Source organism: Saccharopolyspora galaxeae, from assembly GCF_016526145.1.
Taxonomy (GTDB): Bacteria; Actinomycetota; Actinomycetes; order Mycobacteriales; family Pseudonocardiaceae; genus Saccharopolyspora_C; species Saccharopolyspora_C galaxeae.
In genome coordinates this window covers 416,948-443,040 of the sequence record NZ_JADDUE010000002.1, presented here as the reverse complement: position 1 = coordinate 443,040, position 26,093 = coordinate 416,948, and the positions used below count along the sequence as shown (strand labels likewise).

At 69.6% G+C, this 26,093-nt stretch carries 23 protein-coding genes; 11 read left to right on the top strand and 12 right to left on the bottom strand.

The window, feature by feature from the left end; translation table 11 throughout:
- Positions 1–63 precede the first annotated feature (63 nt).
- Positions 64–1,356: an MFS transporter gene (locus INP57_RS06440; RefSeq protein WP_200069101.1), complete on the bottom strand. Its 1,293-nt coding sequence runs from the start codon at positions 1,354–1,356 to the stop codon at positions 64–66.
- 71 nt (positions 1,357–1,427) lie between these two features.
- Here INP57_RS06440 and INP57_RS06435 point away from each other — a divergent pair, with 71 nt between their 5' ends.
- Together INP57_RS06435 and INP57_RS30265 are read left to right on the top strand one after the other, a co-directional pair.
- The gene (locus tag INP57_RS06435; RefSeq protein ID WP_200069100.1) at positions 1,428–2,420 is read left to right on the top strand and encodes a GlxA family transcriptional regulator; all 993 of its coding nucleotides are present in this window, start codon (positions 1,428–1,430) and stop codon (positions 2,418–2,420) included.
- Positions 2,421–2,508: 88 nt separating this feature from the next.
- On the top strand, positions 2,509–3,663 hold the full coding sequence (locus INP57_RS30265) for a cytochrome P450 (protein WP_200069099.1): 1,155 nt from the start codon (positions 2,509–2,511) through the stop codon (positions 3,661–3,663).
- A gap of 5 nt (positions 3,664–3,668) precedes the next feature.
- On the opposite strand, the gene crcB is transcribed toward INP57_RS30265, so the two are convergent.
- Together crcB and INP57_RS06420 are read right to left on the bottom strand one after the other, a co-directional pair.
- A complete protein-coding gene (gene crcB / locus INP57_RS06425; protein ID WP_200069098.1) occupies positions 3,669–4,031 on the bottom strand; it encodes a fluoride efflux transporter CrcB in 363 nt (120 codons plus the stop codon).
- The gene (locus INP57_RS06420; protein ID WP_200069097.1) at positions 4,028–4,498 is read right to left on the bottom strand and encodes a fluoride efflux transporter FluC; all 471 of its coding nucleotides are present in this window, start codon (positions 4,496–4,498) and stop codon (positions 4,028–4,030) included. Before INP57_RS06420 ends, crcB begins: the two co-directional genes overlap by 4 nt.
- A 167-nt stretch (positions 4,499–4,665) precedes the next feature.
- Between INP57_RS06420 and INP57_RS06415 the strand changes: the two genes are divergently transcribed.
- Both INP57_RS06415 and INP57_RS06410 read left to right on the top strand, forming a co-directional pair.
- Positions 4,666–5,610 (top strand): RsmB/NOP family class I SAM-dependent RNA methyltransferase, encoded by a 945-nt coding sequence (locus INP57_RS06415; protein ID WP_200069096.1) that lies wholly within the window; start codon positions 4,666–4,668, stop codon positions 5,608–5,610.
- A gap of 167 nt (positions 5,611–5,777) precedes the next feature.
- Entirely contained in the window at positions 5,778–8,075 is a 2,298-nt protein-coding gene (locus INP57_RS06410; protein WP_200069095.1) for a heavy metal translocating P-type ATPase, read from the top strand.
- 550 nt (positions 8,076–8,625) lie between these two features.
- Here the strand turns inward: INP57_RS06410 and INP57_RS30480 are convergent.
- Positions 8,626–8,874 carry an HC3 family zinc finger protein gene (locus INP57_RS30480; RefSeq protein ID WP_200069094.1) on the bottom strand — a complete coding sequence of 83 codons (249 nt, stop codon included), beginning with the start codon at positions 8,872–8,874 and terminating at the stop codon, positions 8,626–8,628.
- Between the two features lie 134 nt (positions 8,875–9,008).
- Between INP57_RS30480 and INP57_RS06400 the strand changes: the two genes are divergently transcribed.
- Together INP57_RS06400 and INP57_RS06395 are read left to right on the top strand one after the other, a co-directional pair.
- Positions 9,009–9,893 carry a helix-turn-helix domain-containing protein gene (locus INP57_RS06400; protein ID WP_307849935.1) on the top strand — a complete coding sequence of 295 codons (885 nt, stop codon included), beginning with the start codon at positions 9,009–9,011 and terminating at the stop codon, positions 9,891–9,893.
- 3 nt (positions 9,894–9,896) lie between these two features.
- Positions 9,897–10,100 carry a DUF397 domain-containing protein gene (locus INP57_RS06395; protein ID WP_200069093.1) on the top strand — a complete coding sequence of 68 codons (204 nt, stop codon included), beginning with the start codon at positions 9,897–9,899 and terminating at the stop codon, positions 10,098–10,100.
- A gap of 37 nt (positions 10,101–10,137) precedes the next feature.
- On the opposite strand, the gene INP57_RS06390 is transcribed toward INP57_RS06395, so the two are convergent.
- Complete coding sequence (locus INP57_RS06390; RefSeq protein ID WP_200069092.1) at positions 10,138–12,084, bottom strand: bifunctional copper resistance protein CopD/cytochrome c oxidase assembly protein; 1,947 nt, start codon at positions 12,082–12,084, stop codon at positions 10,138–10,140.
- A gap of 236 nt (positions 12,085–12,320) precedes the next feature.
- Between INP57_RS06390 and INP57_RS06385 the strand changes: the two genes are divergently transcribed.
- Together INP57_RS06385 and INP57_RS06380 are read left to right on the top strand one after the other, a co-directional pair.
- A complete protein-coding gene (locus INP57_RS06385; RefSeq protein WP_200069091.1) occupies positions 12,321–13,709 on the top strand; it encodes a PepSY-associated TM helix domain-containing protein in 1,389 nt (462 codons plus the stop codon).
- Between the two features lie 2 nt (positions 13,710–13,711).
- A complete protein-coding gene (locus INP57_RS06380) occupies positions 13,712–14,350 on the top strand; it encodes a DUF5134 domain-containing protein (RefSeq protein ID WP_200069090.1) in 639 nt (212 codons plus the stop codon).
- A gap of 3 nt (positions 14,351–14,353) precedes the next feature.
- Here the strand turns inward: INP57_RS06380 and INP57_RS06375 are convergent, their stop codons facing one another.
- The 6 genes from INP57_RS06375 to INP57_RS06350 form a co-directional block, all read right to left on the bottom strand.
- The gene (locus INP57_RS06375; protein ID WP_200069089.1) at positions 14,354–15,241 is read right to left on the bottom strand and encodes an alpha/beta fold hydrolase; all 888 of its coding nucleotides are present in this window, start codon (positions 15,239–15,241) and stop codon (positions 14,354–14,356) included.
- Positions 15,242–15,508: 267 nt separating this feature from the next.
- Positions 15,509–15,757: a hypothetical protein gene (locus INP57_RS06370; RefSeq protein WP_200069088.1), complete on the bottom strand. Its 249-nt coding sequence runs from the start codon at positions 15,755–15,757 to the stop codon at positions 15,509–15,511.
- Positions 15,758–16,783: 1,026 nt separating this feature from the next.
- Complete coding sequence (locus tag INP57_RS06365; protein WP_200069087.1) at positions 16,784–17,419, bottom strand: GTP-binding protein; 636 nt, start codon at positions 17,417–17,419, stop codon at positions 16,784–16,786.
- Positions 17,400–18,293, bottom strand: a complete 894-nt coding sequence (locus tag INP57_RS29385) for a DUF742 domain-containing protein (protein WP_233626963.1) — start codon at positions 18,291–18,293, stop codon at positions 17,400–17,402. The genes INP57_RS06365 and INP57_RS29385 overlap by 20 nt, the downstream gene beginning before the upstream one ends.
- Before the next feature lie 4 nt (positions 18,294–18,297).
- Positions 18,298–18,744, bottom strand: a complete 447-nt coding sequence (locus tag INP57_RS06355) for a roadblock/LC7 domain-containing protein (RefSeq protein ID WP_200069086.1) — start codon at positions 18,742–18,744, stop codon at positions 18,298–18,300.
- A gap of 186 nt (positions 18,745–18,930) precedes the next feature.
- A complete protein-coding gene (locus INP57_RS06350; RefSeq protein ID WP_200069085.1) occupies positions 18,931–22,209 on the bottom strand; it encodes a sensor histidine kinase in 3,279 nt (1,092 codons plus the stop codon).
- Between the two features lie 754 nt (positions 22,210–22,963).
- On the opposite strand from INP57_RS06350, the gene INP57_RS06345 reads away from it, so the two are divergent.
- Positions 22,964–23,395 (top strand): DUF485 domain-containing protein, encoded by a 432-nt coding sequence (locus INP57_RS06345; protein WP_200069084.1) that lies wholly within the window; start codon positions 22,964–22,966, stop codon positions 23,393–23,395.
- Between the two features lie 32 nt (positions 23,396–23,427).
- Positions 23,428–25,032: a monocarboxylic acid transporter gene (locus INP57_RS06340; protein WP_374220919.1), complete on the top strand. Its 1,605-nt coding sequence runs from the start codon at positions 23,428–23,430 to the stop codon at positions 25,030–25,032.
- A 124-nt stretch (positions 25,033–25,156) separates the two neighbouring features.
- Here the strand turns inward: INP57_RS06340 and INP57_RS06335 are convergent, their stop codons facing one another.
- Positions 25,157–25,354, bottom strand: a complete 198-nt coding sequence (locus tag INP57_RS06335; RefSeq protein ID WP_200069083.1) for a hypothetical protein — start codon at positions 25,352–25,354, stop codon at positions 25,157–25,159.
- A 327-nt stretch (positions 25,355–25,681) separates the two neighbouring features.
- On the opposite strand from INP57_RS06335, the gene INP57_RS06330 reads away from it, so the two are divergent.
- On the top strand, positions 25,682–26,038 hold the full coding sequence (locus INP57_RS06330; RefSeq protein WP_200069082.1) for an SH3 domain-containing protein: 357 nt from the start codon (positions 25,682–25,684) through the stop codon (positions 26,036–26,038).
- Positions 26,039–26,093: the final 55 nt, after the last annotated feature.

Genomic DNA, 26,093 nt, shown 5'->3' with positions numbered 1-26,093 from the left:
CGCATCGTTCATACGACGACCCGGGGCGTGCGTGCGGAACGAGATCCCAATGCTCTGATCCATTTACACCCGCACTGCGGCCGGAAAGGCGCCACCAGCGGCGCGGGATCGGACTCCGGTTCCGAGCCGCACCGACAACGCCGCCGCGGCCAGGCACAGCACTCCCGACCCGAGCCACACGGCCGTGTAGGAACCCGCCAGGCCGCGCAGCACCCCGCCCGAAAGGGCCGCCGCACCCGCGCCCAACGCGTGCACGGCGCTGAGCCAGCCGAACACGATCGGGCCGTTGTCCGCGCCGAAGAACTCCCGGCACAGCGCGATGGTCGGCGGCACGGTGGCCAAGTCGAGCAGACCGTAGACGACGGTGAACACGATCATCCCCGCGCCGACCCCTGACCCCATGAACAGCGGCAGGACCAGCAGCGAAACGGCACGAGCGCCGTAATGGCCGACCAGCAGCCACCGCGCGCTGAACCGGTCGGTGAGCCAACCGGAACCGGCCGCGCCGACGATGTTGAACACGCCCATCACCGCGAGCAGCGAGGCCGCGACGACCACGTGCATCCCGTGTCCGGTCGCGGCGGGCACGAAGTGCGTCATCATGATCCCGTTCGTGGAGGCGCCGCAGATTCCGAAAGTCACGGCGAGCAGCCAGAAACCCTTGGTCTTCGCGGCGTTGCCCAGCAGCACCAACGCTCGGCGCGCGGCCCCCTCCGAACGTGCCGGCGGCGCGGTGAACTCGGCCGCGCCGTGCGCGCGGGCGCCGACCTCGCCGGGGTGATCGCGCAGCACGAGGAACACCAGCGGCACCAGCGCCAAGGAGGCCGCGCCCACCACGACGGCCCCGATGCGCCAGCCTTCGTGGTGCACGATCCACGCCAGCAGCGGCATCAGCACCATGCCGCCGAACATGCTCGACGACGTGAGCACGCCGCTGACCAGTCCTCGGCGGGCGACGAACCAGCGGTTCGCGACGGTGGCCGCGAAGGTCAACGCCATCGATCCGGTGCCGAGGCCCACCAACAGGCCCCAGCCCAGCAGCAGCTGCCACGACTCGGCCATCGCGGCGGTCAGCGCCGAGCCGGCGGCCACGATCGCCAGCGCACCTCCGACGACGCGCCGGATTCCGATGCGGTCCATCAGCGCGGCGGCGAACGGGGCGGTCAGCCCGTAGAGCGCCATGTTCACCGCGAAAGCGAAGGCGATGGTTCCGCGGGACCAGCCGAACTCCGCGCGCAGCGGTTCGGTGAGCACGTCCGGCACGCCGGTCGACCAGCCGGTCACCAGCACGACGAGGCCCGTGACGGCCGCGACCCACCAGGGACGGCGCGATCGAGCAGGGGAAAACCGAGTCATACCGGTCATCGTGCGATCCCGGCCGCAACGAAACGAGTGGCCCGGAAGCCATCATGTGCAAGGATCGGGCCATGGCCGTTTTCCGCCACCCCGCTCGCCACCACGTCGCCGTCCTGGTGCGGCAAGGCCTGCTGCCGATGGAGCCGGGCATCGTGCACCAGCTGTTCTCGCTGGCCGCGAACTCCGCGGGCGAGCAGCTGTACGAGGTCGTGACCTGCGGTGTCACTCCCGGCGCGGTGCGCACGACCGCCGATTTCAGCGTGTTCGTGGAGCACGGGCCGGAAGCGTTGGCCGAGGCGGACACGGTTTTCGTGCCCGCCTCCGACGAGGACTACGAGCCGACCGCGGGCGACCTGTCCGATCCGCTGGCGGCAGCTGTCGAACACATCCCTGCGCACGCCCGCGTCGCCTCGATCTGCACCGGTGCGTTCGTGCTGGCGGGGGCAGGGCTGCTCGACGGGCGGGCGGCGACGACGCACTGGAATTCCGCCGCGCGCTTCGAGCAGCGGTTCCCGGACATCCGGCTCGACCCGGACGTGCTCTACGTCGACGAAGGATCGGTGCTGACCTCCGCGGGCGAAGCTTCCGGGATCGACCTGTGCCTGCACCTGATCCGCAAAGATCACGGCACGGCCGTAGCGAACGACGTAGCTCGCCGGGCGGTCGTCCCCGCGCACCGCGATGGCGGCCAGGCGCAGTTCATCCGCTGGGCGGTGCCGGAGCCGCAACGCGCCAGCACCGGCCGTGCGCGGGCATGGGCGTTGCAGCACCTGGACCGCACGTTGCCCCTGAGCGAACTCGCGGCGCGCGAGTCGATGAGCGTGCGGACCTTCACGCGCCGATTCCGGGACGAGGTCGGGCTTTCGCCGCTGCAATGGCTCACCCACCAGCGCGTGGAACGCGCGCGGCAGCTGCTGGAGGAGACCGACCTGCCGGTCGACCAGATCGCCGAGGACTCCGGATTCGGCACCGCGGCCTCGCTGCGCCAGCACTTGCGCGCGAAGCTCGGCACCTCGCCGAGCACGTACCGCAGCACCTTCGGGTCGGCTCGGCCTGCCGGTTAGAACTCGCGCTGCTCCGTTAGGAGTGCACTCCCTGGGCACGGACCTGCCGCCCTGCTAAGCAAGAACGGGCGACGCTGCGGGAGGAACCGTGCAGGACGCGCGCAAGATCGTTCGCGAAGAATCCCGGGACCGGTGCCCGGTGCACCGGGATCCGGACGGGATTTGGCAGGTCAACGGCCACGCAGCAGCTCGTGCGGTGCTGCGCAGCTCCGACACCGTGCAGGCCGGGCTCGGCGTGCAGACGCTCGAGAAGATGCCGCCGAACATGCGCCGCCCCGTGCTGTACCGGGACGGGCAGGGGCATCGGGACGACCGGAGGCAGACCGCGCGGTTCTTCACCCCGCGGCGAGTCGACGAGCACTACCGCGGCGTCATGCAGCGCACCGCCGAAGCCCAGATGGCGACACTGCGCCGCGACGGCGAAGCGCACCTGGGCGACCTGGCCTTCCAACTCGCCATCGGGGTCGCCGCCGAGGTGATCGGGCTGACCGAAAGCCGTCCCGGTATCCGGCGGCGACTCGAGCGGTTCTTCCCCGAAGAGTTCGGCACACCCGGTTTCACCAGCATCGATGGACTCCGCTGGCTCTTGCGGCAGGTGGTCAACTGGAGCGCGATCCACATCCGCGACGTGCGCCCCGCGGTGCGGGCGAGATGGCGGGAACGTCGCGACGACGTCATCTCGCACCTGCTCGACGAGGGTTGTTCCAGCGCGGAGATCCTCGCCGAGTGCATCACGTTCGCCGCGGCGGGCATGGTCACCACCCGCGAGTTCGTCAACCTCGCGGCCTGGCACCTGCTCACCACACCCGAGCTGCTGGCCCGGTACCGCGCCGCGGACGAGCCGGAACGGCTGGCCGTGCTGCACGAATTGCTGCGCCTCGAACCGGTCCTCGGCCATCTGCGCAGGCGCACCACCGCACCGCTGGAACTGTCGGGCACGACCATCCCGGCAGGCGCGCTGGTGGACATCGCGCTCGGCGACACCAACGTCGACCCGGCCGAGATGGGCGCCGAACCGCTGCAGGTGTGCCCCGGACGCGAAGTTCCCGGTGACGCGGCGGGGCTTTCGTTCGGGGACGGTGCGCACAAGTGTCCCGGCGCAACGATCGCGATCTTGGAGACCGACGTGTTCCTGCGGGAACTGTTCGCCCTGCCGGTGCGGATGAAGACGCCCCCGCGAGTCTCGTTCAGCGAGGCCACGACCGGCTACGAACTGCGTGGCCTGGTGGTCGCGGTGGATTGAGCCGGTCAGCTCAACGCGGCTTGCACCGCGACGAGCCCGAGCAAGGCCGCGCCGACCGAGGCCAGCACGCTCACCACTACGTTCACCGCGGCGTAGAAGTACGCCTCCTGCTCGGCGAGCCGCAGCGTCTCGTAGCTGAACGTGCTGTACGTCGTAAGCGCACCGCAGAAGCCGACGCCTAGCAGCGCCGACACCTGCTCGGGCAGCACACCACCGGTCAGCGCTCCCAACAGCAACGAGCCGACGACGTTCACGGTGAGCGTGCCCCACGGGAAAACCGTGTCGTGGCGCTGCTGCACCGCGCGGTCGGTCAGGTATCGCAGCGGTGCCCCGATCGCCCCGCCGAGGAACACGAGCACGGCCGTCACTGTTGCACCTGCTTTCCCACGATGGAACGGGTGAGCGCCACGCCCGCCAGTACCGCGAGCAGCGCTCCCAGCACGGTGCCCACGAGGTACAGGCCCGCGGGCAGAACTGATCCCGGCCGCAGCAACCCGGCGAATTCCACCGCATACGTGGAAAAAGTGGTGAACCCGCCGAGGACACCGACTCCGATGAACGGTCGGAGCAGCCGATGCACCGACCAGACCTCGTGGATCAGCACCATCAGCACTCCGATGAGCAGGCAACCGAGCACGTTGACCCCGAAGGTCGCCCACGCTCCGATCGGCAGCAGCACCCCCACCGCGTACCTCGCCAGCGCGCCGAGACCCCCTCCCAGCGCGATCACCAGCAACACCGCGCCGTGCGTGCGGACCAGCTCACCGCGTTGCTCCGCGACGTGCACGTCCACGTCGGGATCGATGGGTTCCTCGCGATCGGCCTCGGTTGCCATGCTGCCTCCCGATTCCGGACGGGTTCGGGTCGAGCAGGGACCGTTGGCGGCTCGCAGCCGCGGTTCTCCGTGCCGGACCGGTGAGCCCCACCACCGCGGCCCGCGATGCTATCGCGCCAGGTCCGCACCGGTAGATTGGTCCGCGTGCAGGACGGGAGCCTCGGGCGGTGAGCGGTCAGCGCAAGACCCGCGCGTTCGAGAAGCGGATGGCCGACGTGCTCGGGATCCGGGCGAACCAGGTCGAATCGGTGTTCCGGGGCGCGCGCCCCACGTCGATCCGGGTGAACCGGCTGCTGGACGAACCGCGCTACCAGGAGACGCTGGCCGAGGTGCGGGCCAAGGCGCCGAGCGTGCAGCCGGTGGACTGGTGCGAGCACGCCTTCTTCTGGCTGGAGCAGGACGGTTTCGACGACATCCTGCCGATGGCTCACGAAGGCCGGGTTTACCTGCAGAACGCCGCGAGCCTGATCCCGCCGGTCGCGTTGGACGCGCAGCCGGGCGACGACGTCCTCGACGTCGCCGCGGCGCCGGGTGGCAAGGCGTTCCACATCGCCGCGCGCACCGGCAACGAGTGCTCGTTGTGGCTGAACGATTCGGCGCCGCCGCGGGCGCAGAAGCTCGCCGAGCTGGCCGAGCTCTACGGCGTGCGCTACTCCGAGCTGACCACGCACAGCGCGCAGTACATCGACAAATCGCTGCCTGCGGAATCCTTCGACCGGATCCTGCTGGACGTGCAGTGCTCCGGCGAAGGCCGGGTCAACCTGCGCAAATCAGACGCGCTGCGGTACTGGTCGGAGGAGCGGGTCGAGAAGTACAAGTTCCTGCAGACGAAGATGTGCGACGCGGCGTACAAGCTGCTGCGGCCGGGCGGGGTGATGGTCTACTCGACCTGCACGCTCAGCCCGGAAGAGGACGAGTTCCCGGTGCACAAGGTGCTGCAGCGGCATTCGGAACTGACCGTGGAACCGCTCGGGTTCACCGAGGAGGAGTTCCTCGGCGGCGTGGGTTCGTGGCAGGGCACCAAGTTCGACAAGCGACTCCGGCACGCCGTGCGGGTGCGCCCGTCGGAGCTGTTCGAGGGCTTCTTCGTGGCGCGGCTGACGAAGGGCTGAAGCCACCCCTTCGTGTCATGGCGAACGACTGTTCGACCCAGGATCATGGAGTCATGGCCGCCGAGTTCCGCGACTCACACCCGGGAACCCGCAGGCGGTCACTGCCGACCATGTCAACGCCAGAGGTTTGCCCAGGACCACCGAGAGCTCCCCGCGAGAGGTAGACGATGTCCCCGACGGTTGCCGAAAACGACCAGGTCGAGCTGGCCGTGCGCGGCATGACCTGCGCCGCGTGCGCCACGCGCGTCGAGCGCAAGCTGAACAAGCTCGACGGAGTGCGCGCGGGCGTGAACTACGCGACCGGGCGGGCGAGCGTCGCGGGCGCAGGGGACGTCGACCTGCTGTTGCGGACGGTCCGCGATGCGGGCTACGAGGCCGATCCGATCCCGGAAGAGGCGCCGGAGTCCGCCGCCGCGGAGGAGCCGGATCGGGTGCGGGACCTGTGGCGGCGGATGCTGGTGGCGATCGTGCTGTTCATGCCGCTGTGCGATCTGTCCATCATGTTCACGGTGCTGCCGCAGTACCGGTTCGCGGGCTGGCAATGGCTGCTGGTGGCGTTGACGATCCCGGTCGCGGGCTGGGCGGCGTGGCCGTTCCACCGGGCCGCGTTGCGCGGCGCCCGGCACGGTTCGTCCTCAATGGACACCTTGGTGTCGCTGGGGATCACCGCCGCGGTCGGCTGGTCGCTGTATTCGATGTTCTTCCAGCCCACGCTGCCCGCCGAGGCGGGTTGGCACCTGCTGCTGAGCCCGCAGGGCGCGCTGTACCTGGAAGTCGCGGCCGGAGTCACGGCGTTCGTGCTGGCCGGGCGCTACTTCGAGGCGCGAGCGCAGCGTCGCGCCGGGGACGCGTTGCGCGCGTTGGCCGCGTTGCGCGCCAAAGCGGTGACCGTGGTCCTCGACGATGGCGCGCAGCAGGAGATCCCGGCCGAGGATCTGCAGGTGGGACAACGGTTCCTGGTGCGCCCGGGCGGCACGATCGCCACCGACGGCGTGGTCGTGTCCGGTCAGGGCGCGTTGGACCGCAGCTCCATGACCGGCGAGTCGGCACCGGTGGAAGTGACCGAGGGCGATGCGGTGCTCGGCGGCACAACGGCGCTGAACGGCCGGCTGGTCGTGCGGGCCACGCAGGTCGGTGCGGACACCCGGCTTTCCGCGATGCTGCGGCTGGTCGCCGATGCGCAGTCCGGGAAAGCGGCCGTGCAGCGGCTCGCGGACCGGATCGCCGCCTACTTCGTCCCGGCCGTGCTGGCGCTCGCGGCGGTCACCCTGCTCGGCTGGTCGCTGCTGGACGGCTCGGCGGACCGGGCGTTCACCGCCGCACTGGCCGTGCTGGTGATCGCTTGCCCGTGCGCGCTGGGCCTGGCGACGCCGACCGCGCTGATGGTCGCCTCCGGACGTGGTGCCGCGCTGGGCATCTTCATCAAGGGCTACCAGGCGCTGGAGTCGACCCGTGCGGTGGACACGGTGGTGCTGGACAAGACCGGCACCGTCACCGAAGGCCGGATGTCGGTGGTGGAACTGGATTTCGTCGCTGATCAGGACCGCGCTTCGGTGCTGCGCCAGGCGGGCGCCGTGGAAGAGGCGTCCGAGCACGCGGTCGCCGCGGCGATCAGCGAACTCGCCCGCTCCGAGACCGGGCAGCTCCCGGCCGCCGAATCGTTCGCGGCACGGCCGGGACTGGGCGCGAGCGGCAAGGTCGACGGCCGCGAAGTCCTCATCGGCCGCCGGGAACTCTTCCAGGAACAGGACTGGTCCGTTCCCGAAGAACTCGACCGGACCCGCGAGCAGTGGCAGGAACAGGGCCGCACCGTGGTCCTGTCCGGTGTGGACGGAGCGGCGGTCGCGGTGTTCGCGCTGGCGGACGCGGTGAAACCCTCTGCGCCGCAGGCGGTTGCCGAACTGCATCGGCTCGGCCTGCGCACGGTGCTGCTGACCGGCGACAACGATGCCACGGGACGCGCGGTGGCGGACGAGGTCGGCATCGAGCGGGTGATCTCCGAGGTACTCCCGGACGAGAAGGCCGAGGTGGTGCGCGGTCTGCGCGCGGAGGGCCGGACCGTCGCGGTGATCGGCGACGGCGTCAACGACGCACCGGCGCTGGCGACCGCCGACCTCGGCCTCGCGGTCGCGACCGGCACCGACATCGCGATCGACGCAGCCGACTTGATCTTGGTCCGACCGGACCTGATGGTCGCACCGGACGCGATCCGCCTTTCCCGCGCTACCTTGCGCACTATCCGCGGCAACCTGCTGTGGGCGTTCGGCTACAACGTGGCCGCGCTGCCGCTCGCCGCCTTCGGCCTGCTCAACCCGTTGATCTCCGGTGGCGCGATGGCGTTGTCGTCGTTCTTCGTCGTCTCCAACAGCCTCCGCCTCCGCCGGTTCACCGGGAGCGGTGCAGTCGCCGGTTCCCAGGCACCGCAACGGGAACGGACAACGGCAACAGCCGACGCCGCCGCTTGATCGCGCTCACCGAGCGCAGCACGGGCGCTTCGACCACCCTCGTGGCCGAGAAGTACGAAGTCGACGGGTGATGGGGTGGCCGGACAGCGCGCTTTTCGGGGAGGAACTGCGCGCGCTGCCCGGCCATTCGGTCCGTCGCTGCTCGGGAGAGTGGGCAGTTCCGGACCGCATCGGGAAAGCCGCGGGGGACTCGGCCTTCCCAGCCTTGGCGGTTGAGCTTCGGCGCGGCGATCAAGCCGCCGTGTCGTTCATCAGCGGTTACACCAGCTCGCTGGGATTCCGTTCGTTGCCGGGCATGGGAGCGAAAACAGCGTGCTCACCGGTGATCGTCACGGGCCCCAGCTGCGGACCGGGATCTTCCAGCACGATCCGCTGGTTGCAGGCGCGACAAAGCCACCTTCCGCTGCGAGGAACGGGGATCCGCTGCCGGTGGTGGACGGGCCCGAGCACGACATGACCGCATTCGGCGACCGGCGCCAAGAAGCCACCGACCCGGCGGCAGCTCGCCAGTCGGTGCCACACCGACTCCGCGACACCGCACATCCACCGTTCAGTCCCCACGCGGCCGTACCTCCGGAAGCGGATTCCTCGCGTTGTGCCGTTCCGCGATCGGCCGGACCTTTTCCGCGCAGGTTGTGCACGTCGGCCACAGCCACGCGGCAGCCCCTTCCTCCGCCACCAGCGCAGCACCGCACAACGCCTCGACACACGTCCCCGCTCGAAAACCCAGCCGCGGCGCGGAATCCCGGCCCGCATGACGCTCACCCCTCGCCGGAAACCAACGAAACGGATACGGCAACGCACACCTCCAGGGAGCACTACCCGCGATCGATCACGGGCTCGAGAGCAATGAACCGCCGTCAACTTGTCCCATGAATCTATCTTGTCCCACGGGACACATCTATTCCACGTTGGAGTGATCTATCCGGTCGCGTGGTCGACATCGGCCCCGCCTCTAGGATCGCGACCATGGCGACCACACCAGCCAACTCACCAGCGACACGTGCACTCGGGGCTGAGCTGCGGAACGCGCGCACCCAGGCCGGATTGACCGTGCGGGCGCTGGCCGAGAAGTTGGACCTGCCGAAGACGCGCATCAGCAGGTGGGAGACGGGCAGCGGAGTCCCGCAGCCCGAAGACGTCGCTAGCTACCTGACCGCGCTCGGTGTGACCGGAGACGAGTACGAGCGCTTGCTGGAACAAGCTCGCAGCACCGAAGCGCCGAGCTGGGTGACCTCCGGCATCCCGGGAGTCCAGAAAGAACTCGCATCACTGGTCCAGTTCGAGCGGACCGCTACCGAGATCGTCGATGTCGCACCGATGCTGATACCCGGCCTGCTGCAAACCGCTGACTACATGCGAGCGGTCATGAACGGCATGGACGACAGCCAGATCGGTCCGCGCATCCTCACCCGCATGGAACGGCGCACGATCTTGACCAAGAAGCGAGCTCCGACCTTCACCGCACTGATCGGCGAGTACGCCCTCCAGGAACCCTTCGGTGGGCCGCACGCGATGGCGGAGCAGTTGGCCCACATCGAAGCTACGGCCGTCGACGTGCCGAACGTGACGGTCCGCGTCCTGCGTTCCGGGGCTGAAGGCTTTCACCCCGCGCACGCTGGGCACTTCGTGCTGATGCGCTTCCCGAAAGCCGATCCGATCGTAGAGGTCGAGCACTTCAGCAGCCTGGTCTTCCTCAAGTCACCGCGCGACATCGCTGCTCATTCCAAAGCCGTGGACACGCTGACCGATCTCGCCCTGAGCGAATCCGAGTCCCTCGACCTCATCGCAGATATCCGAAAGACGATGGAAGGATGAACGATGAATCCTGAGCTGCGCGGATGGCGCAAGAGCAGCAGGTCCGCCCAGCAAGGCTCCTGCGTCGAAGTCGGCGGAGCCCCCGGCCTCGCCGCCGTCCGCGACACCAAGGACCGCGACGGCGGACACTTGATCTTCGCCGCACCGGCTTGGTCCGCGTTCCTGCGGCACCTCCGCACAGGCGCCCTGGACCGCTCGCACACCTGAAGGTTCGCCGAGAACACCCGCTGGCGAGCGTGCCGCGTCAGTTGCCGCGGCGTTGGGCGAGTTGGGCGAGCATTTCGTTGTAGGCAGCGAGTTCCTCGTCGCCGGAGCGATCGGCGCGGCGGGCCTCACGCATGTCGTGCCGGTACCACTGGGTCATCAGGGCCAGCAGCACCACGATCAGCGGGCCTTCGCCCGCCGCCCAAGCGATCCCGCCCGCGAGGTACTGGTCGGCGAGCAGGTCGTGCGCCCACGGCAGGTCGAGGGTGCGGTAGAAGTTCTCCGCGATCACGCCGTCCATGCTCATCATGATCACGCCGAAGAAGGCGTGGAACGGCATCACCGCGAACACCATTCCGAGTTTCGCCAGGTGCGGCAGCGGTTTCGGCGCCGGATCCACGCCGATCACCGTCCAGTAGTACAGGTAGCCGACCAGCAGGAAGTGGATGTTCATGAGCTCGTGCGCCCAGTGCTCGGACATCGCGGCCTCGAACAGCGACGTGAAGTACAGCGCGTAGAACGAAACGACGAACAGCACCGTGGCGATCGCCGGGTGCGCGAGCCACCGGGCGAGCGGCGAGTGCACGGCGGTGAGCACCCATTCCCTTGGGCCGTGCGGATTTCCGCGTCCGGCCGGGGTGCAGGCGCGCAATGCCAGCGTGATCGGCCCGCCCAGCACGAGCAGCACCGGAGTGAGCATGTTGAGCACCATGTGCACGAGCATGTGCACGCTGAACACTCCGGACGAGTAGACGCCGAGCCCGGAGGACGTGGCGATCACGAGCGTCGCGCACCCCACCAGCCACGCCGCCGTCCGGCCCGGCGGCCAGGAATCCCCGCGCTTGCGCAGCGAACGCACTCCCAGCAGGTAGAGCGCGGCGAGTGCTACGGCGGCCGTGCCGAGAATGAGGTCGAAGCGCCAAACCGTCAGCAGGTTCAGCAGGCTCGGCGGCCCGGGCAGGTCGTAGCCGAGGATCACTTCGGACGTGCTGGTCGTGCGGTCCAGCAGGTTCGGCGGTGGCGTGTGCGCCATGCCCATCGATACCCCGACCGACACGAGCATGATCGTGAGCTCGGTGCCCAGCAGCGCCGCCGGTGCCGCGAGCCGCCGTCGCGCCCACATCCCGGCCGCGCCCAACGCGGCCAGCAGCACCACCTTGGCCAGCACCAACGCGCCGTATCCGGTTGCCAGTCGACTCGGCGGCAGCAGCACGAACGCATCCACGAGCCCGGAAGCTGCCAGCACGAACCAGCAGACGGCCGCGAGCTTGCGGTAGCGCGCCAGCACCAGTTCCCGATGTCCACCGCCACGGCGCACGTGCGCGATGACGGCGATCAGCACGCCCAGCCACAACGCGGCCGCCACCACGTGCAGCACGATCACGTTGGTCCCGTAGTCGTGCCCGGCGTTGGATGCCGAATGACTCACCACCGCCGGTGGCAGCAAGCCGATCGCGGCCAGCGCCGCCAGTCCCATCGCGGGTCGCCACATCAACGCCATCCGCGCGCACACCGCGACGACCAGCGCGATGAGTGCCGTGGCCAGCCACGCCTTCGGCTCGTACAACGCGGACAGCAGACCGGTGAACGCCGATGGCTCCACCACGTCGGCCAACGACTGCCCGGACGAATCAGCCATTTCGAGCGGAATCATCAACACCGCTGCCACGAACCAGACCCAGCCCGCAGCGCCACCAGCACGCACCGCCGCGAAACCGTCCGGAGACACCCCACCGGAACCGCGCGGTGTGGTGAAGAACGTCGCGAACGCCAACGCTCCCAAGCAGATCGCTGCGGACACGTCGGCTACCAGCCGCACGAGTCCGATGCCGAGCTGCACCACCGCGCCCGGTGCCGACAGCCCTAGCTGCGCGTAGACGTCCGCGCCGCCGAGCGCGGCGACGAACACCGTCAGCAGCACCGCGAAGCCACCACCCAGCAGCCACGGCAATCCGCTCCGCACCCGGCCCGTACGTTCCTCCGACATCGGTGGTTGCTGCTCCCTGCGCCTATCGACACCGGCCGCCCGAGATGGCAGGCCGCACAGGACGGGTCGGCCGCGAGTTCGTCGCGGTTCCGGCAGATGTTGCGGCGTGACAAGGCACACGGCCGAACCGGCGCGGCCGTTCCCAGTTGATGGACGTCATTTTCCCGGCCGGGAACCGATGCCGATGATCCCGCGACTAGTGGTGCGACGACACGCGCCGAACGGTGGGAGAAGCGATGGCGACGGATCCGACGCTCGTGCGGCAGGACCCGCTACCGGAAGCCGGCGCCCCGGAGGACGTGCCGCCGGGGCGTTCCACCTGGGCGGTGCTGCGCCCGCTGATCATGCGGCTGCACTTCTACGCCGGGATCTGCATCGCACCGTTCCTCACCGTCACCGCGCTGACCGGCCTGCTGTACGTGTTCACCCCGCAGCTGGAGCAGTGGGCCTACGCGCACGAGCTGCACGTTCCGGCCGCCACGACCAGCGCACCGCTGTCCGCGCAGATCGACACCGCGAAGGCGGCGCTGCCGGACCGGGAACTCAGCGCGGTGCGCCCTGCGCCGACCGCGACCGACACGACGCAGGTCATCTTCGCGCCCGACGCAGGCCGCTCGGACAGCTACCACCGCACGGTGTTCGTCGACCCGCACACCGGCGAAGTGCGCGGGAACTTGGAGACCTACGGCGACGGCCAGTCGTTGCCCCTGCGCACCTGGGTCGACAACCTGCACCGGGGACTGCACCTCGGCGACGCGGGCCGGGTCTACAGCGAACTCGCCGCGAGCTGGTTGTGGGTGGTGGTGCTCGGCGGACTCGCCTTGTGGATCGGGCGGCGCCGCCGCGAGCGCCGCGCCCGGCTGCTGCTGGCACCGGAGTTCCGGCCCGCCGGGCGCAAGCGGGTGCTGTCCTGGCACGGAGCGGTGGGCATCTGGGCCGCGATCGGCCTGCTGTTCCTCTCCGCGACCGGACTGACCTGGTCGCTGTTCGCCGGTGAGAACGTGACCGCGTTGCGCGCGGCGCTGTCCTGGGAGACGCCCGAAGTCACCACCGATGTGCCACCCGCTCCGGCCGCGGGCCCGAGCGGAGACGTGGGCGTCGACCGGGTGCACCAGGTCGCGCTCGGGCAAGGGCTCAACGGACCCGTGGAGATCACTCCGCCCGACGGCCCCGGCAGCGCCTACACCGTGATGCAGGTGCAGCGGCACTGGCCGACGCAGCAGGACCAGATCGCCGTCGACCCGGCGAACGGGAACGTGACCGGAATCGTGCGGTTCGCGGACTACCCGCTCACGGCGAAGCTCTCGCGCTGGGGCATCGACGCGCACATGGGGATCCTGTTCGGCTGGGTCAACCAGGTGCTGCTGGCCTCGCTCGCCCTCGGCCTGCTCAGCATGATCTTCTGGGGCTACCGGATGTGGTGGCTGCGGCGGCCCACCCGCGGTTTCGGCCGGTTGCCGGAACGCGGGGCGTGGCGCCGGATCCCCGGCCGGGTGCTCGCGCCGATCATCGTCGGAGGCGCCTTCATCGCCTACTTCGTCCCCTTGCTGGGGGCTTCGCTGCTGTTTTTCCTGATCGTCGACATCGTGCTCGGGCTGCGCGCCCGGCGGATCACCGGAGCCTGACCGTGGTCGAATCGTTGCTGCTGCGCTGGGTCCTGACCGTGCTGTTCACGCTGACCGCGGTGTGGTGCGGATTCCGCGCCGCCCGCCCGGCCGGTGGGTGGCCGGACCGGCTCAGCTCGATCAGCCACCTCGCGATGAGCCTGCTCATGATCGCGATGGCCTGGCCGTTGGGCATGAGCGTGCCCGCAGGGCCGCAGATCGCGCTGTTCGCGGTCGCCACCGGGTGGTTCCTGGTGCTGACCGCGCTGCGGGTGCCTTGCGGCCACGCCCGGCGGGCGCGGATCGCGCACACCCACCATGCCGTGATGTCGGCGGCCATGGTGTGGATGATCGCGACGATGCCGATGCTGATGATGGGCGGATCCGACTCCGGCGGCGGGCATCATCACCACTCCATGGGCGCACCGTCGTCCGGAGTGCTGGCCGCCGCGGCGACGCCAGGGCCGCCGGGCGGTGTCGTGACGATTTCGGTGCTGCTGGCCGGTTTCCTGGTGCTGTCGTCGGTGGTGTGGATTTCCAGCGCCGTCGACACCGGCCGTCGCGCCCTGGCGGAATCCACCGCGACCCACCCGGCGTGGGACTCGGCCTGCCACGGGGCGATGAGCATCGGCATGGGCGCGATGCTGCTCAGCATGGTCTGAGGTTCACAAGCTGCCGAAGAAGGTCAGCAGCGCATCCGCGGTCTCCTGCGGCGCTTCTTCCGGCACGTAGTGACCGGACGGGAGTGCCGCCCCGCCCACGTTGTCGGCATAGCCGCGCCACACCGACAGCACGTCGTAAGTGGCGCCCACGAACCCTTCCGCGCCCCACAACGCCAGCAACGGCGCGATGACGCGGTTCGCGCGGTCGGCTTCGTCGTGTTCCAGGTCGACCGAGGCCGCCGCGCGGTAGTCCTCGCAGGACGCGTGGATCGCCGCCGGATCGGAGAAGCACCGCACGTACTCGTCCACGGCCGCGGGCTCGAGCAGCCCGGCGTCGCCGCTCCACGCGTCGATCCGGCTGCGCACCCAGAACTCCGGCGCGCCACCGATCAGCCGCTCCGGCACGCCATCGTCAGCGGCCAGCAGGAACCAGTGGTAATAGCCGAGCGCAAAATGCATGTCGGCGTGCCTGAACGCGTAGTGCGTCGGCACGATGTCCAGCACCGCGAGCCCGCGCACCGCGTCCGGATGGTCCAGCGCCATCCGGTGCGCGACCCGGCCGCCGCGGTCGTGCCCGGCGACGGCGAACCGCTCGAAGCCGAGCTCCCGCATCACCAGCACTTGATCCCGCGCCATCGTGCGCTTCGAGTACCCCTCGTGCCCCGGCCCGCCCGCTGGCTTGTCGCTGTCGCCGTAGCCGCGCAGGTCCGTGAGCACCACGGTGTGCTGCTCGGCCAGCGCGGGCGCGACCCCGTGCCAAATCAGGTGCGTCTGCGGGTAGCCGTGCAGCAGCAGGACCGGCGGGCCGTCGCCCCCGACGAGGGTGTTGATGCGGACATCGCCGACTTGGACGGTTTCGCGGCGGAACGAGTCGGGCAGCGGGACGCTCATGCAGGTGCTCTCCTGACTGTCTCGGCAGCTCCTCCCCGCACGCTAACCCGCCGGTCAGCGCTCGCGCGTCAACGTCGTCACGATCACTTGCTCGGCCGGGGACAAGCGTTCATCGCTGCGGCGTCGACGCTACCGGGGATCCGCGTTCGCCGTGGTTTCCGGAAAGCCGCAACGCCGGAACCGTCTGCTGTGGATCGTCCTTGAATCGAGCGAGCCGGTGAGCGCGGCCGGACAGGTGCGCTCACCTTGCACCGAACGGCGGGGCATTCATCGCACACCGCGTCCCGCATTCGCCCGAATCCATTTCTTGGCCTGCACGCGCACATCCTGGTCATCGATCCAATCGGTGCCGACCTGCACGGTGTCGACCAAACCGTCATCACCGTGCGAACCACGCGCGTCGCCGCGATGCACGGTGATCACTCCGGCGCCGCGGCCCCAGCGGAATGTGTAGCTCTCGCGCGCCGACACCCGCTCGAAGTGCCAAGCCATCGGCAAGTGCTTCTTGTCGTTCACCGCGCACCCCCGGGCTCCGCGCGACGTTGCTGCGGGATGCGCGGCCAACGCCGCCGGAAACGGAAATTCGCGCAGGTGTGCGCCTCGTCGCCGGCTGCGGGCGGAATCGGTGCTGCGGCTGAAGAATCCCGGGTTCGCGGAAGTTCCGGGACCACCGGTGAACCGCGCGCGCCGTGCACGGGTAATGCGAGCAACGCGGGAACCACCTGGTCCACGGGCCCGGATCGCCGCCACGACGCGAGCGGTTCGGGATTTTCCAGGTCCGCCGCCCGATATCGGGCGGCGACCGAGTCGTCGGGCGCGCTGGCGAGGAACACGTCCAGCACACCTCGCACCACGCAGAATCCTTGCAACACCGGCGCCGCCGGGACGCGCGCGCACCGGAATCGGAACCCCTCGCGCGCCGCGGCGCGAATCGCCCGCGACTGCGGCTGGAAGAGCGCGTCGATGTCCACAATGGCCACCTTTCGTCGGATCGCCTTCTCGAACGCGGGAAATCACCTGGAACAAGGCGGTGCCGCCACCCGAGAACGATCTCGGGAGCGCGCCGCGACAGCTCGCTCAGGCGCTGTCGAGAAGTGGGATTAGTCGGCCATCGGCCGCTATTGAGGAATGTTAGCGGCCGGATAACGACGGGCGCACTCTTTCAATTGGGTGAATATTTCGCAGCGGTCCGGCACGGCCACTTGCGCACTTTCCTCCATAAAGGACTGTGCCGCGCAAGTGGCCGGACCAGCCGGAATCCGCGTCCGCGGACTCCGGAAGTCACCGCACAGCAGGCAAAAACCGCGCGCCGCGCGGGCGCGCACCGGCATACCCGGGTGGACGAACGCGGCACCGTCCACCGAAGATCGTCAAGAACACCGTGGACAGTGCCCGCGCCCGGGACCGGCGCCCGGCCGGGCACGAGATTTTCCCCGCACAGCGCAAAAAAGAGCGCGCCGCTCGAACGTTTCCGCTCGAACGGCGCGCTCGCGCAGGAGTTCCACCGCGGCAACCGCGGCGGGCCCGGTCACCGCAACCGGTTCACCGGGATGCTTGCGCGCCCTGCTTGGCCTGCCAGTGCCGCATCGAGTGCTGCACCAGCGCGATCAGCGCGTGCTTGGTGGACTGCTGGTCCCGCGCGTCGCACGGGCCGATCGGCACGTGCGGGCCGATCGCCATCGCCTCGCGGATCTCCTCCATCTGGTGGCGCAGCTCCCCGTCGAAGCAGTTCACCGCGATCAGGTAGGGCAGCCCGCGATCCTCGAAGAAGTCCACGGCCGAGAAGGAATCCGCGAGTCTGCGGGTGTCCACCAGCACGACGGCACCGATCGCACCGCGCACCAGGTCGTCCCACATGAACCAGAACCGCTGCTGCCCGGGCGTGCCGAACAGGTACAGGATCAGATCCGAATCCAGCGAGATGCGGCCGAAGTCCATCGCGACGGTGGTGCTGGTCTTGTCCGGCGTCGCCGCGAGGTCGTCGACGCCGGAACTGGCCTCCGTCATCACGGCCTCGGTGGTCAGCGGGACGATCTCGGAGACCGACCCGACGAAAGTCGTCTTGCCGACCCCGAAACCGCCGGCGACGACGATCTTGGCCGAGGTGGTGGCACTGCGCTGCTGGGCAAGCGGTCCCTGAGCGCCTGCTTGGGGAGCTCTAAAGCCGACGGAGTCCACTCAAAACCCTTTCCATCAACATCATGTGTGGTGCGCTGCCGCTTTCCGTCACAGTCTGGTGCACCGTGATCATCCCCAGTTCAGCCATGTCGGCCAGCAGCACCCGGGCCACCCCGATCGGAACGGACAGCATCGCCCCGACCTCGGCAACCGACCGCGGGTGCCTGCACAACTCGGCGATCGACTCGTGTTCCATCCGTCCCGCCGCGCCGGATCGGTACGACTCGCTGGTGGACACGAGCGTTTCCATTTGAAGCTCGTAGTTCGACCGGGTCCGCCCCCCGGTCCAGGTGTAGGACCGGATGCTGGAAGCCGCCGGCACGTCCGATTCGGCGTCCTGCGCAGGCCACTCCGCCGCGGGCCGCTCCCACTCCTGCCCCGCGGGCCGCTGCCCGCCGGTGGCCGGGACTCCGCGCGCAGGTCCCGCGGAGCCCCAGTCCGGTGGCGGCTGCGGCGGAACCGGCGGCTGCGGACCCGTGGACCACCCGCCGGGCGGCTGCTGCGCCTGGAAACCCGGCGGCGGCCCGGGAGGCTGCCTACCGGGCTGCGGAGGCGGAGCAGGCGGCCCGGGCTGCTGCGGAGCCGGGCCGGGCGGCGGTGCCTGTCCCGGCCCCGGCGGCCCCGGCGACTGCTGCCGCTGCGGCGGCTCCGGCTGCTGCGGTTGTTCCGGCTGCGCAGGTCCCGCTTGCGGAGGCTGTTCCGACGGCTCCTCCGACCGCTGCGCGCGCTTGCGCCTGCCGCGCCTGCCGCCGCGACCGCTGTCGAAGCTGAAGCCGTTCATCACATCGGCGAACGTGGTGCCTTCCGGCCCCTCTTGCGGACCCGTGTCGTCCCGTCTTCGGTCCTCGTGTTCGCCGAAATCGGAGTCGTCCATCGGTTCACCTCACCGCGGCCGGTGGGGAGAACGGATTCCCGGCGCCCTGCAACTGGTGCCGCAGCTCCGGCGTGAGGATCTGGCCGACGCGCTCCACCAGCATCGCCATCTCGTAGGCGATCAGGCCCATGTCGCACTGCGGTGCCGCGAGCACCGTCAGGCACGAACCGTCGCTGATGCCCATCTGGATGAGCGTGCCGTAGTGCATCTCGACGATCGTCTCGGTCACCTCACCGGCCTCGAAGCACTTGGCGGCGCCGTTGGTGAGGCTGAGCAGACCGGACGCGACCGCGGCCAGCTGGTCCGCCCGGTCCGGGGGGAGTTTCGCCGACGAGGTCAGCAGCAGGCCGTCCGCGGACACCACGATCGCGTGCGCCACACCGGCGACGCGCTCGGTGAAGTCCGTGACCAGCCACCCGAACCGCCGGGACATCGTCTCCTGGGGAGTCATGCAACCTCCTGGCTGTTGCTAGTGGAGTCGCCGGTCGAGACGACCCCGTGTTGCCGTATCGGTGGAACCGGGCGCGACCGGCGCCCGCAGTGGCCTGGTTCAGGACTCCTCGTCGCAGCGCAGCTCATCCGCACCTGAGCAACGCATTCACACCATCTCCTAAGTCTTTTCCGCCGGCGTGCGTTCTCAGGACTCGTCCGGTGCGCGGTGGCGTCCACGTTGGACACCGGTCTGGAAGCTGGAGAGCCGTCCGCGCAGCGCGTTCGCGTCCCGCTCGAACGGTTTGTCCTGCTCCTCCTGCTCACCGAAGAACGTGCCCGCGCTGCCGGGTGCGAGCTGCGCCTTCGGCGTGCGCCGCGGCAGGCCGGAAGAGGTGAACGACTCCGGGCTGGAGCTCGTCGCCGCTGCGGCCTGCTTCCAGCCGTCGTCGGTGGCGAAGTTCCAGCCGTCGGCGCCCGCCTCGGCACCGTTCGAGTCCGCGCCGTGCGATTCGGCGGACTCGGTGATCCAGCTCGAACCACCGTTGCGGCGCGGCTGCAGCTGCCGGTCCGCCGCGGTTTCCGGCGCGGCTTCCTGTTCAGTCTCCTGCGACTGCACTGGCCCCTTCCTCCCGAAACGCAGACCGCCTTGGAGGTCGGCCAACCGGCGGCTCAGTTCGTGCGGGCTGCGTCCCGCGGAATCGGGTTCCGCGGCAGCCGTCCCGTTCCCGGCGGCACCGGAGCGGCCGAGATCTTCACCGCCGGTGCCGTTGCGCCCGTCGGCGAGGTGGTCGATGCCGAGCGGGTCGGATTCGTCGATGCGCGGCTCGGAACCGGCCGAGCCGCCGGGATCGCGGCGGGGCAGTCCGGAACCGGTGGCCTGCTCACCGGGGAACCCGGCGGTTCCGGAGTCCGCTGTGGACCCGCCGGTGGGTTCCCCGGTCGGCCAGGCGTGCTCGTCCGGAGCGGCCTCGGGTTCGGGGGCCGGCTGGAACCACTGCGTGGAGACTTCCTCGAAGATCGGCGAGGGCGCGTCCCCGGACGTGCTCGGCGCCTGCGTCGCCGAGTCCTCGATGGCAGGCGGCCACGCCAGGTCCGAAGAGGTCCAGTCGGAGCGGAAGTCCTGCCCGTCCTGCTGCTCCGGGATCTCCAGCGGCGTGAACAGGCTCGCGGTCGGCGCGTCGCCCGGATCGTGCGTTTCCTCGTCGCGCTGCGAAGGCGCGAACATGCCCGCGGACGGTTCCCGCTTCGGCAGCGCGTTGCCTGCGACGTCCTCCCCGGACCCGGTGAAGAAGCCGCTGTTGAACGTGTTGTCCGGCTGCGCGGTGGAGAAGCCGGTCTCGGCGCTGTCCACCCCGCTGTTGTTCCGCTGGAACGCGGTTTCCTCAGCGGTAGCCGCGCCCGAGGCCGATGCGCCCGGCTGCGCGGACTGGGCGGCGCCGATCGCTCCCGAGGTCGGCATGTCGTGGTGCGCGAACCCGTTGCGCTGCCCGCCCTGCGCCGGGGTGGGCTGGGCGCTCGCGGGCGGCCCGGCGGTGGAGACCACGTGCTCGGCGGGCACGACCACGGTCGAGCGCACGCCTTCCACGTCCGGCCCGCCGTAGAGCCGGACCGCGATGCCGTGCCGCAGCGCCAGCCTGGAGATCACGAACAGGCCCATCCGGCGCGAGGTTGCCAGGTCGTTCTCCTCGACGCGTGCGAGCTTGGCGTTCGCGTCGGCCAGCTCCGCCTCGCCCATGCCGATGCCTTCGTCGAGCACGTCCACCGTGATCGAACCGTCCCCGGCCTGGTAGGTGGAGACGGTCACCGAGGTGTCCGGCGAGGAGAAGTTCGCCGCGTTGTCCATCACCTCGGCCAGCAACCGCACCATGTCGCTGGCGGTGTGCCCGAGGATCTTCACCTGCGGCGGCGGCTGCAGGACCACCCGCGGGTACTGCTCGATCTCGGAGACCGCGGCGCGCAGCACGTCGGAGAGGTCGGTGGGCCGCACGAAGCGCCGCGCCAGGTCGCTGCCGGAGAGCACCATCAGGTTCTCGTTGTTCCGGCGCATCCGGGTCGCCAAGTGGTCCAGCTGGAACAGCCTGGAGAGCTGGTCGGGGTCTTCCTCGTCCTGCTCGAGCTGCTCGAACAGGCGCAGCTGGCGCTCCAGCAAGCTCTGGCTGCGTCGCGATACGCCGACGAAGGATTCGCTGTACCCGTGTCGCAGCACGGCCTGCTCGGCGGCCAGCCGCAGCGCCTGCCGCTGCACCTCGTCGAAGGCGCGGGCCACCTGGCCGACCTCTTCGGTGGTGGACACCGGCAACGGCCGGATCTCGTTGACCTCACCGCCCGCGCGGATGCCTTCCACCGCGTCCGGCAGCTCGTTCTCGGCCGCGTCCAGCGCGCCGCGGCGCAGGGCGCGCAGCGAGCCCAGCAGCTGCCGGCTGATCGTGATGATCACTGCGGCGGCCGCGATCAGCGCGGACAGCAGCAGCACCGAGTCCCAGCCCGCCGCGGCGCTGGCGTCCTCCTCCAGCTTGCCCGCATCGGCGCGCACCTCGTCTGCGAGGTCGTTGTGCCCGTCGTCGATGAGGGCGACGACCTGATCGGACACGGAGTTCCACTGCTCGGTCCCGACCGGGTAGCCGCCGGAGGGCTTGTCGTCCATCGTCGCGGCGACGATCGCCGTGAGCAGCCCGTTGCGCTGCTGGATCGGCGGGCTGAGCAGCGTCGCACCCAGCCGCTTCTCCCAGTGCCGGGCCACCGTGGCGCGCGCGTCGGTGATCTTCGATTCGAGCCGGGCGCGGGATCCCAGCAGCTCGTTGATCGCCTGCTGCTCCAGGTTTCCCTCTTCCAGCCCGGTGAGCACCCACGCCTGCTGGAAGCGGACTTCCTCCATCAGGCCCAACATGTCCTGCAACGCCGAGGCGGTACTGGCCAGGCTCGGCTCGGACACGGTGCTGGTGAGCGCGCGGTCCATGGACAGCACGGTGTTGATGGCGGTGGTGTAGCCCTCGATCACCTGCGGCGCCGGGGCGAGGCCCGCCTGCACCGCGGGGCGCGCGGAGCGCAGCTTGTCCAGCGCGAGGTGCATTTCCCGCTGGCGGTCCTGCACGAGCTGGCCGAATTCGCCGGGATCACCGAGCTGCGCGTCCACCTCGCGCGCCGTCTTGTCCACATTGGACATCCGCTCGGCGAGGCCGACGTCCTCGCCGAGAGTGCGCTGCACCGCCGCGTTGCGCTCGGCCTGCAGCGCCTCCGTCAGCGGCTCCACCCGCTGCGCCGTGTCCAGGACCTCGGCCACGCGGTTGTATTCGTCGGCCTGCTCGACCTGCCAGCGAATCTGCGAGACACCGAGGCCGACCGCGAACAGCACCGGCACCAGCACGACCGCCGCGAATTTGACGGGCAGGCTCCAGTTGCGCCACTGGCGGACTCCGGCGCGTCCGGGTGCGACGTCCTTGCGTGCTTCGTACGCCGTCTCCGTCCGGGCGTCCGGCGTCGTCACGAGCACCACCCCGGCAGCAGCCGAACGGCCCGGCGAGGCAGGAGGTCTCTTTCGAGTGGACTTGGCGTCGGGGAACGGCGCATCCGTGTGATCCCGCAATCGTCGTCTGGGTTGTCGGTGGGAAAGGTTTCCGGCGGCGGGCAGGCTCGCAGGCGAGTGCGCGCACTACCAGCACGGAACCGTATCGGAACGGCGGCTCCGGCGAGACCGAGCGTTACCGAACCGAGCTGGCGCAGCCGCGGCGGAGGCATTCCGGACACTGGCACCTAACCGGGGCGGAGGAACAGGAGCGGTCTGGTTTTCAGGTGCCTCGCACTATAAACCCCCCGCCCGGGAAACAGCGGAGGGCGTTTTCAGCGGAATCCACTGCTGTGAACACCGCACACCGAAGGCCGTCCGGCGGCGGCCGGAAGCGGCCGGAACGAGGAATTTTTCACTGCGCGGAAGGCTCTCCGGCACCCGGCGGGCAGCCTCGGCAACGAGCTGATAACACTTCTCCCAAGATCGTCGACAGTCGACCGAGTATCAACCGTTCGCGTGACGCCCCATCCCGGACGTCGGTATGGCTGTGACCTACAGTGACAAAATTGATCACTCCATGTGCCCCAAGGGTGTACTTTCTGCTCCACCGACAGAGTCGTTATGCTTCGCCGCCGCGAGGTCCTTCGCCTCCCCGCGAAGTCCTCGACGCCCCCAACTCCGCCGGATCCTGAAGGGTTTGGCCGACCCGACGCACAACTTCCTGGAAGGAAGCATGAGCAACGCAACGCAATCCGCGCTGCGCGGTCGCCCCCACGACCGGTCCGGGAAAGCACGGACCGGCTTCGGGGGAATCGAGAAGAGCGCGGTCCGCACCCAGCAGACCGAGCCGAATTACCAGGCCATCGCGCAGAGTGCGGAATTCAACGACCTGCGCCGCCGGGTGTCCGCGTTCGTATTTCCGATGACCGCGCTATTTCTGCTCTGGTACCTCGCCTACGTGATCATCGCGGCGTACCTTCCGGACTTCATGTCCCAGCCGGTGTTCGGCTCGGTGAACGTCGGGCTGCTGATGGGCATCGGCCAGTTCGTGTCCACTGTGCTCATCACCGCCGCCTACGTGCGGTTCGCCGACCACTACATGGACCCGCGGATCGAGCAGCTGCAGGCCGCTGTGGACGGTCGCGCTGAGGAGGGTGCGCAGTGATCCCGACGCTGTCCGCGCAACATCGGCAGCCGATCCTGGCGCAGGCACCCGGAAGTGACCTGCTGCCGTCCGAAGGCCCGATCATCAACACCGTCATCTTCGCCGGCTTCGTGCTGCTGACGCTGTTCATCGTGTACCGGGTCAGCAGCGCGAACACCTCCAGCGACTACTTCGCCGCAGGCAGCTCGTTCACCGGCGTGCAGAACGGTGTCGCGTTGTCCGGCGACTTCCTGTCCGCGGCGTCGTTCCTCGGCATCGCCGGTGCGATCGCGGTGCACGGCTACGACGGGTTCCTGTACTCCATCGGGTTCCTGGTGGCGTGGCTGATCAACCTGTTGCTGATCGCGGAGCGGATGCGAAACACCGGCCGCTTCACGATGGGCGACGTGCTGAGCTTCCGGATGAAGCAGCGCCCGGTGCGCGCCGCCGCGGCCATCTCCACGATGGCGATCACGTTCGTCTACATGATCGCGCAGATGGCCGGTGCAGGCGGCCTGGTCGCGCTGCTCGCGGACGTGCACAGCTACTGGGGCCAGGCGATGGTGATCGCCATGGTCGGCCTGGTGATGATTCTTTACGTGCTGCTCGGCGGCATGAAGGGCACCACATGGGTGCAGATCATCAAGGCCACGCTGCTGATGCTGTGCGCCGCGATGATCACGATCTTCCTGCTCGGCAAGTTCGGCTACGACTTCAGCCGGGTGCTCGACGAAGCGGCGGCGAACAACCCGAACGGCAGGGACATCCTCGGCCCTGGCGTGGAGTACGGGAAGTCCGAACTGACCAAGTTGGACTTCGTGTCGCTGTCGCTGGCGCTGGTGCTCGGCGTCGGTGGCCTGCCGCACGTGCTGATGCGCTTCTACACCGTCCCGAATGCCAAGGAAGCCCGCCGCTCGGTGGTCTGGGCGGTGTGGACGATGTCGCTGTTCTACCTGTTCACCCTGGTCATCGGCTACGGCGCCGCCGCGCTGGTGGGCACTCCGACGATCGTCGGCGCACCGGGCGGGGAGAACTCCGCGGCGCCGCTGCTGGCCTACCGCATCGGCGGCACGCTGCTGCTGGGCATCGTCGCGGCGATCGCGTTCGCCACGATCCTCGCGGTGGTCGCCGGGCTCACGCTGACCGCGTCGGCGTCGTTCGCGCACGACGTCTACGCGAACATGATCAAGCGCGGCAACGTCGAATCGCACAAGGTGGTGCGGGTGGCGCGGCTGACCGCGCTGGGCATCGGGCTGGTCTCGATCGTCGGCGGGGTCGCGGTCAACGGCCAGAACATCGCGTTCCTGGTCGGGCTGGCGTTCGCGTTCGCGGCGTCGGCGAACCTGTCCACGTTGCTGTTCTCGCTGTTCTGGAAGCGGTTCAACACCACGGGCACGCTGTGGGGCATCTACAGCGGACTGATCTCCTGCCTGCTGCTGGTGGTGTTCTCGCCGGTGTTCTCCGGCGCGGCCGACTCGATCTTCCCGGACGTGGACTTCGCGTTCTTCCCGCTGAAGAACCCGGGCATCGTGTCCATCCCGATCTCGTTCCTGTGCGCCGCGCTCGGCACCCTGTTCGGGCCGCGCTCGGACGACCACGAGCGGCAGTCCGAGATGGAGGTCCGGTCGCTGACCGGCATCGGCGCTCGCATCGGCTGACCGCGGGCAGCGGTCGAAGCGGCCGGGACGGGCATCGCCCGCCCGGCCGCTTCGCTTTTCCGGGCCGAACGGTGCCGCGGGCTCGCGCGTCCGGACTCAGGCGCACGGCGCCCGGGCCGCCGACTCAGCCGCCTGCCTGCTCGAACCCGACGCACTCGACGACCGGCAACCCCGGGTAGCGCGGCAGCCGCTCGTCCCAGGACGCGCGCGTGCAGCGCATGTAGGTCACGCCATGCCTGGTGCGGTTCAACGACGGATGCGCGCACCAGCGGCACAGGCCGGGCGGCACGGCCAAGCCGTCCCAAAGATCCGCCTCGCTCATCGCACGCCCCTCTCAGACCCGGCCGAGGTTAGTCGCCGCTCCGTCACGCGCGGCGAACGCACCGCGCCGATACCCCCACGTAGGTGGGCACTCCCGCGGGAATCCGCGTGGCGAACGGTAATCCACCTGCGAATTCCATTCAGGACTCCGCACGAAAGCGCGCAGCTGCCCCGATACCTGAACGGCTACTCCCGGAAACCGGGCCACCGCCGATAAAATGAGAGCGCGTTGCAGAGATCGACCGGCCGCGCCGAACGCCGCCGAGCGATCTTGTCGCGAGACTCCCGCCCAGGGCAACGGCCCCCGGCGGGAGTTTGGGGGGAAAACATGCATGCGATCCGGAATGCGGTGCTCGCCGCGGTGGCGACCCTGGTGCTGCCGATGAACGGCGTGGCCAGCGGCGTCGCGCACTTCGTTTTCGAATTCGGCGAGCGGCTCGGCGAACTCAGCCGCGCCGCCGATCGCACCGGCGACTTCCGGGTTCCGGGGGTGAACCTGCGGGCGGCGCCGGACACGGCCTCGGCGGTGCTCGGCCTGGGCAACGCCGGCGACCGGGTGCGGAAGAACCGGCAGGCGGAGGGCGAACCGGTGACCTGTCCGGGCGGCCGACCGGACCGCACCTGGTGGCACGTCCTGGACCGGCACACGCGCGTCGCCGGGTGGGTCAGCGCCTGCTACCTGTGAGCCGGTGGGGCCGCGCTGGACACGGCCCCACCGGCCTGCACACGGGATTTTCAGC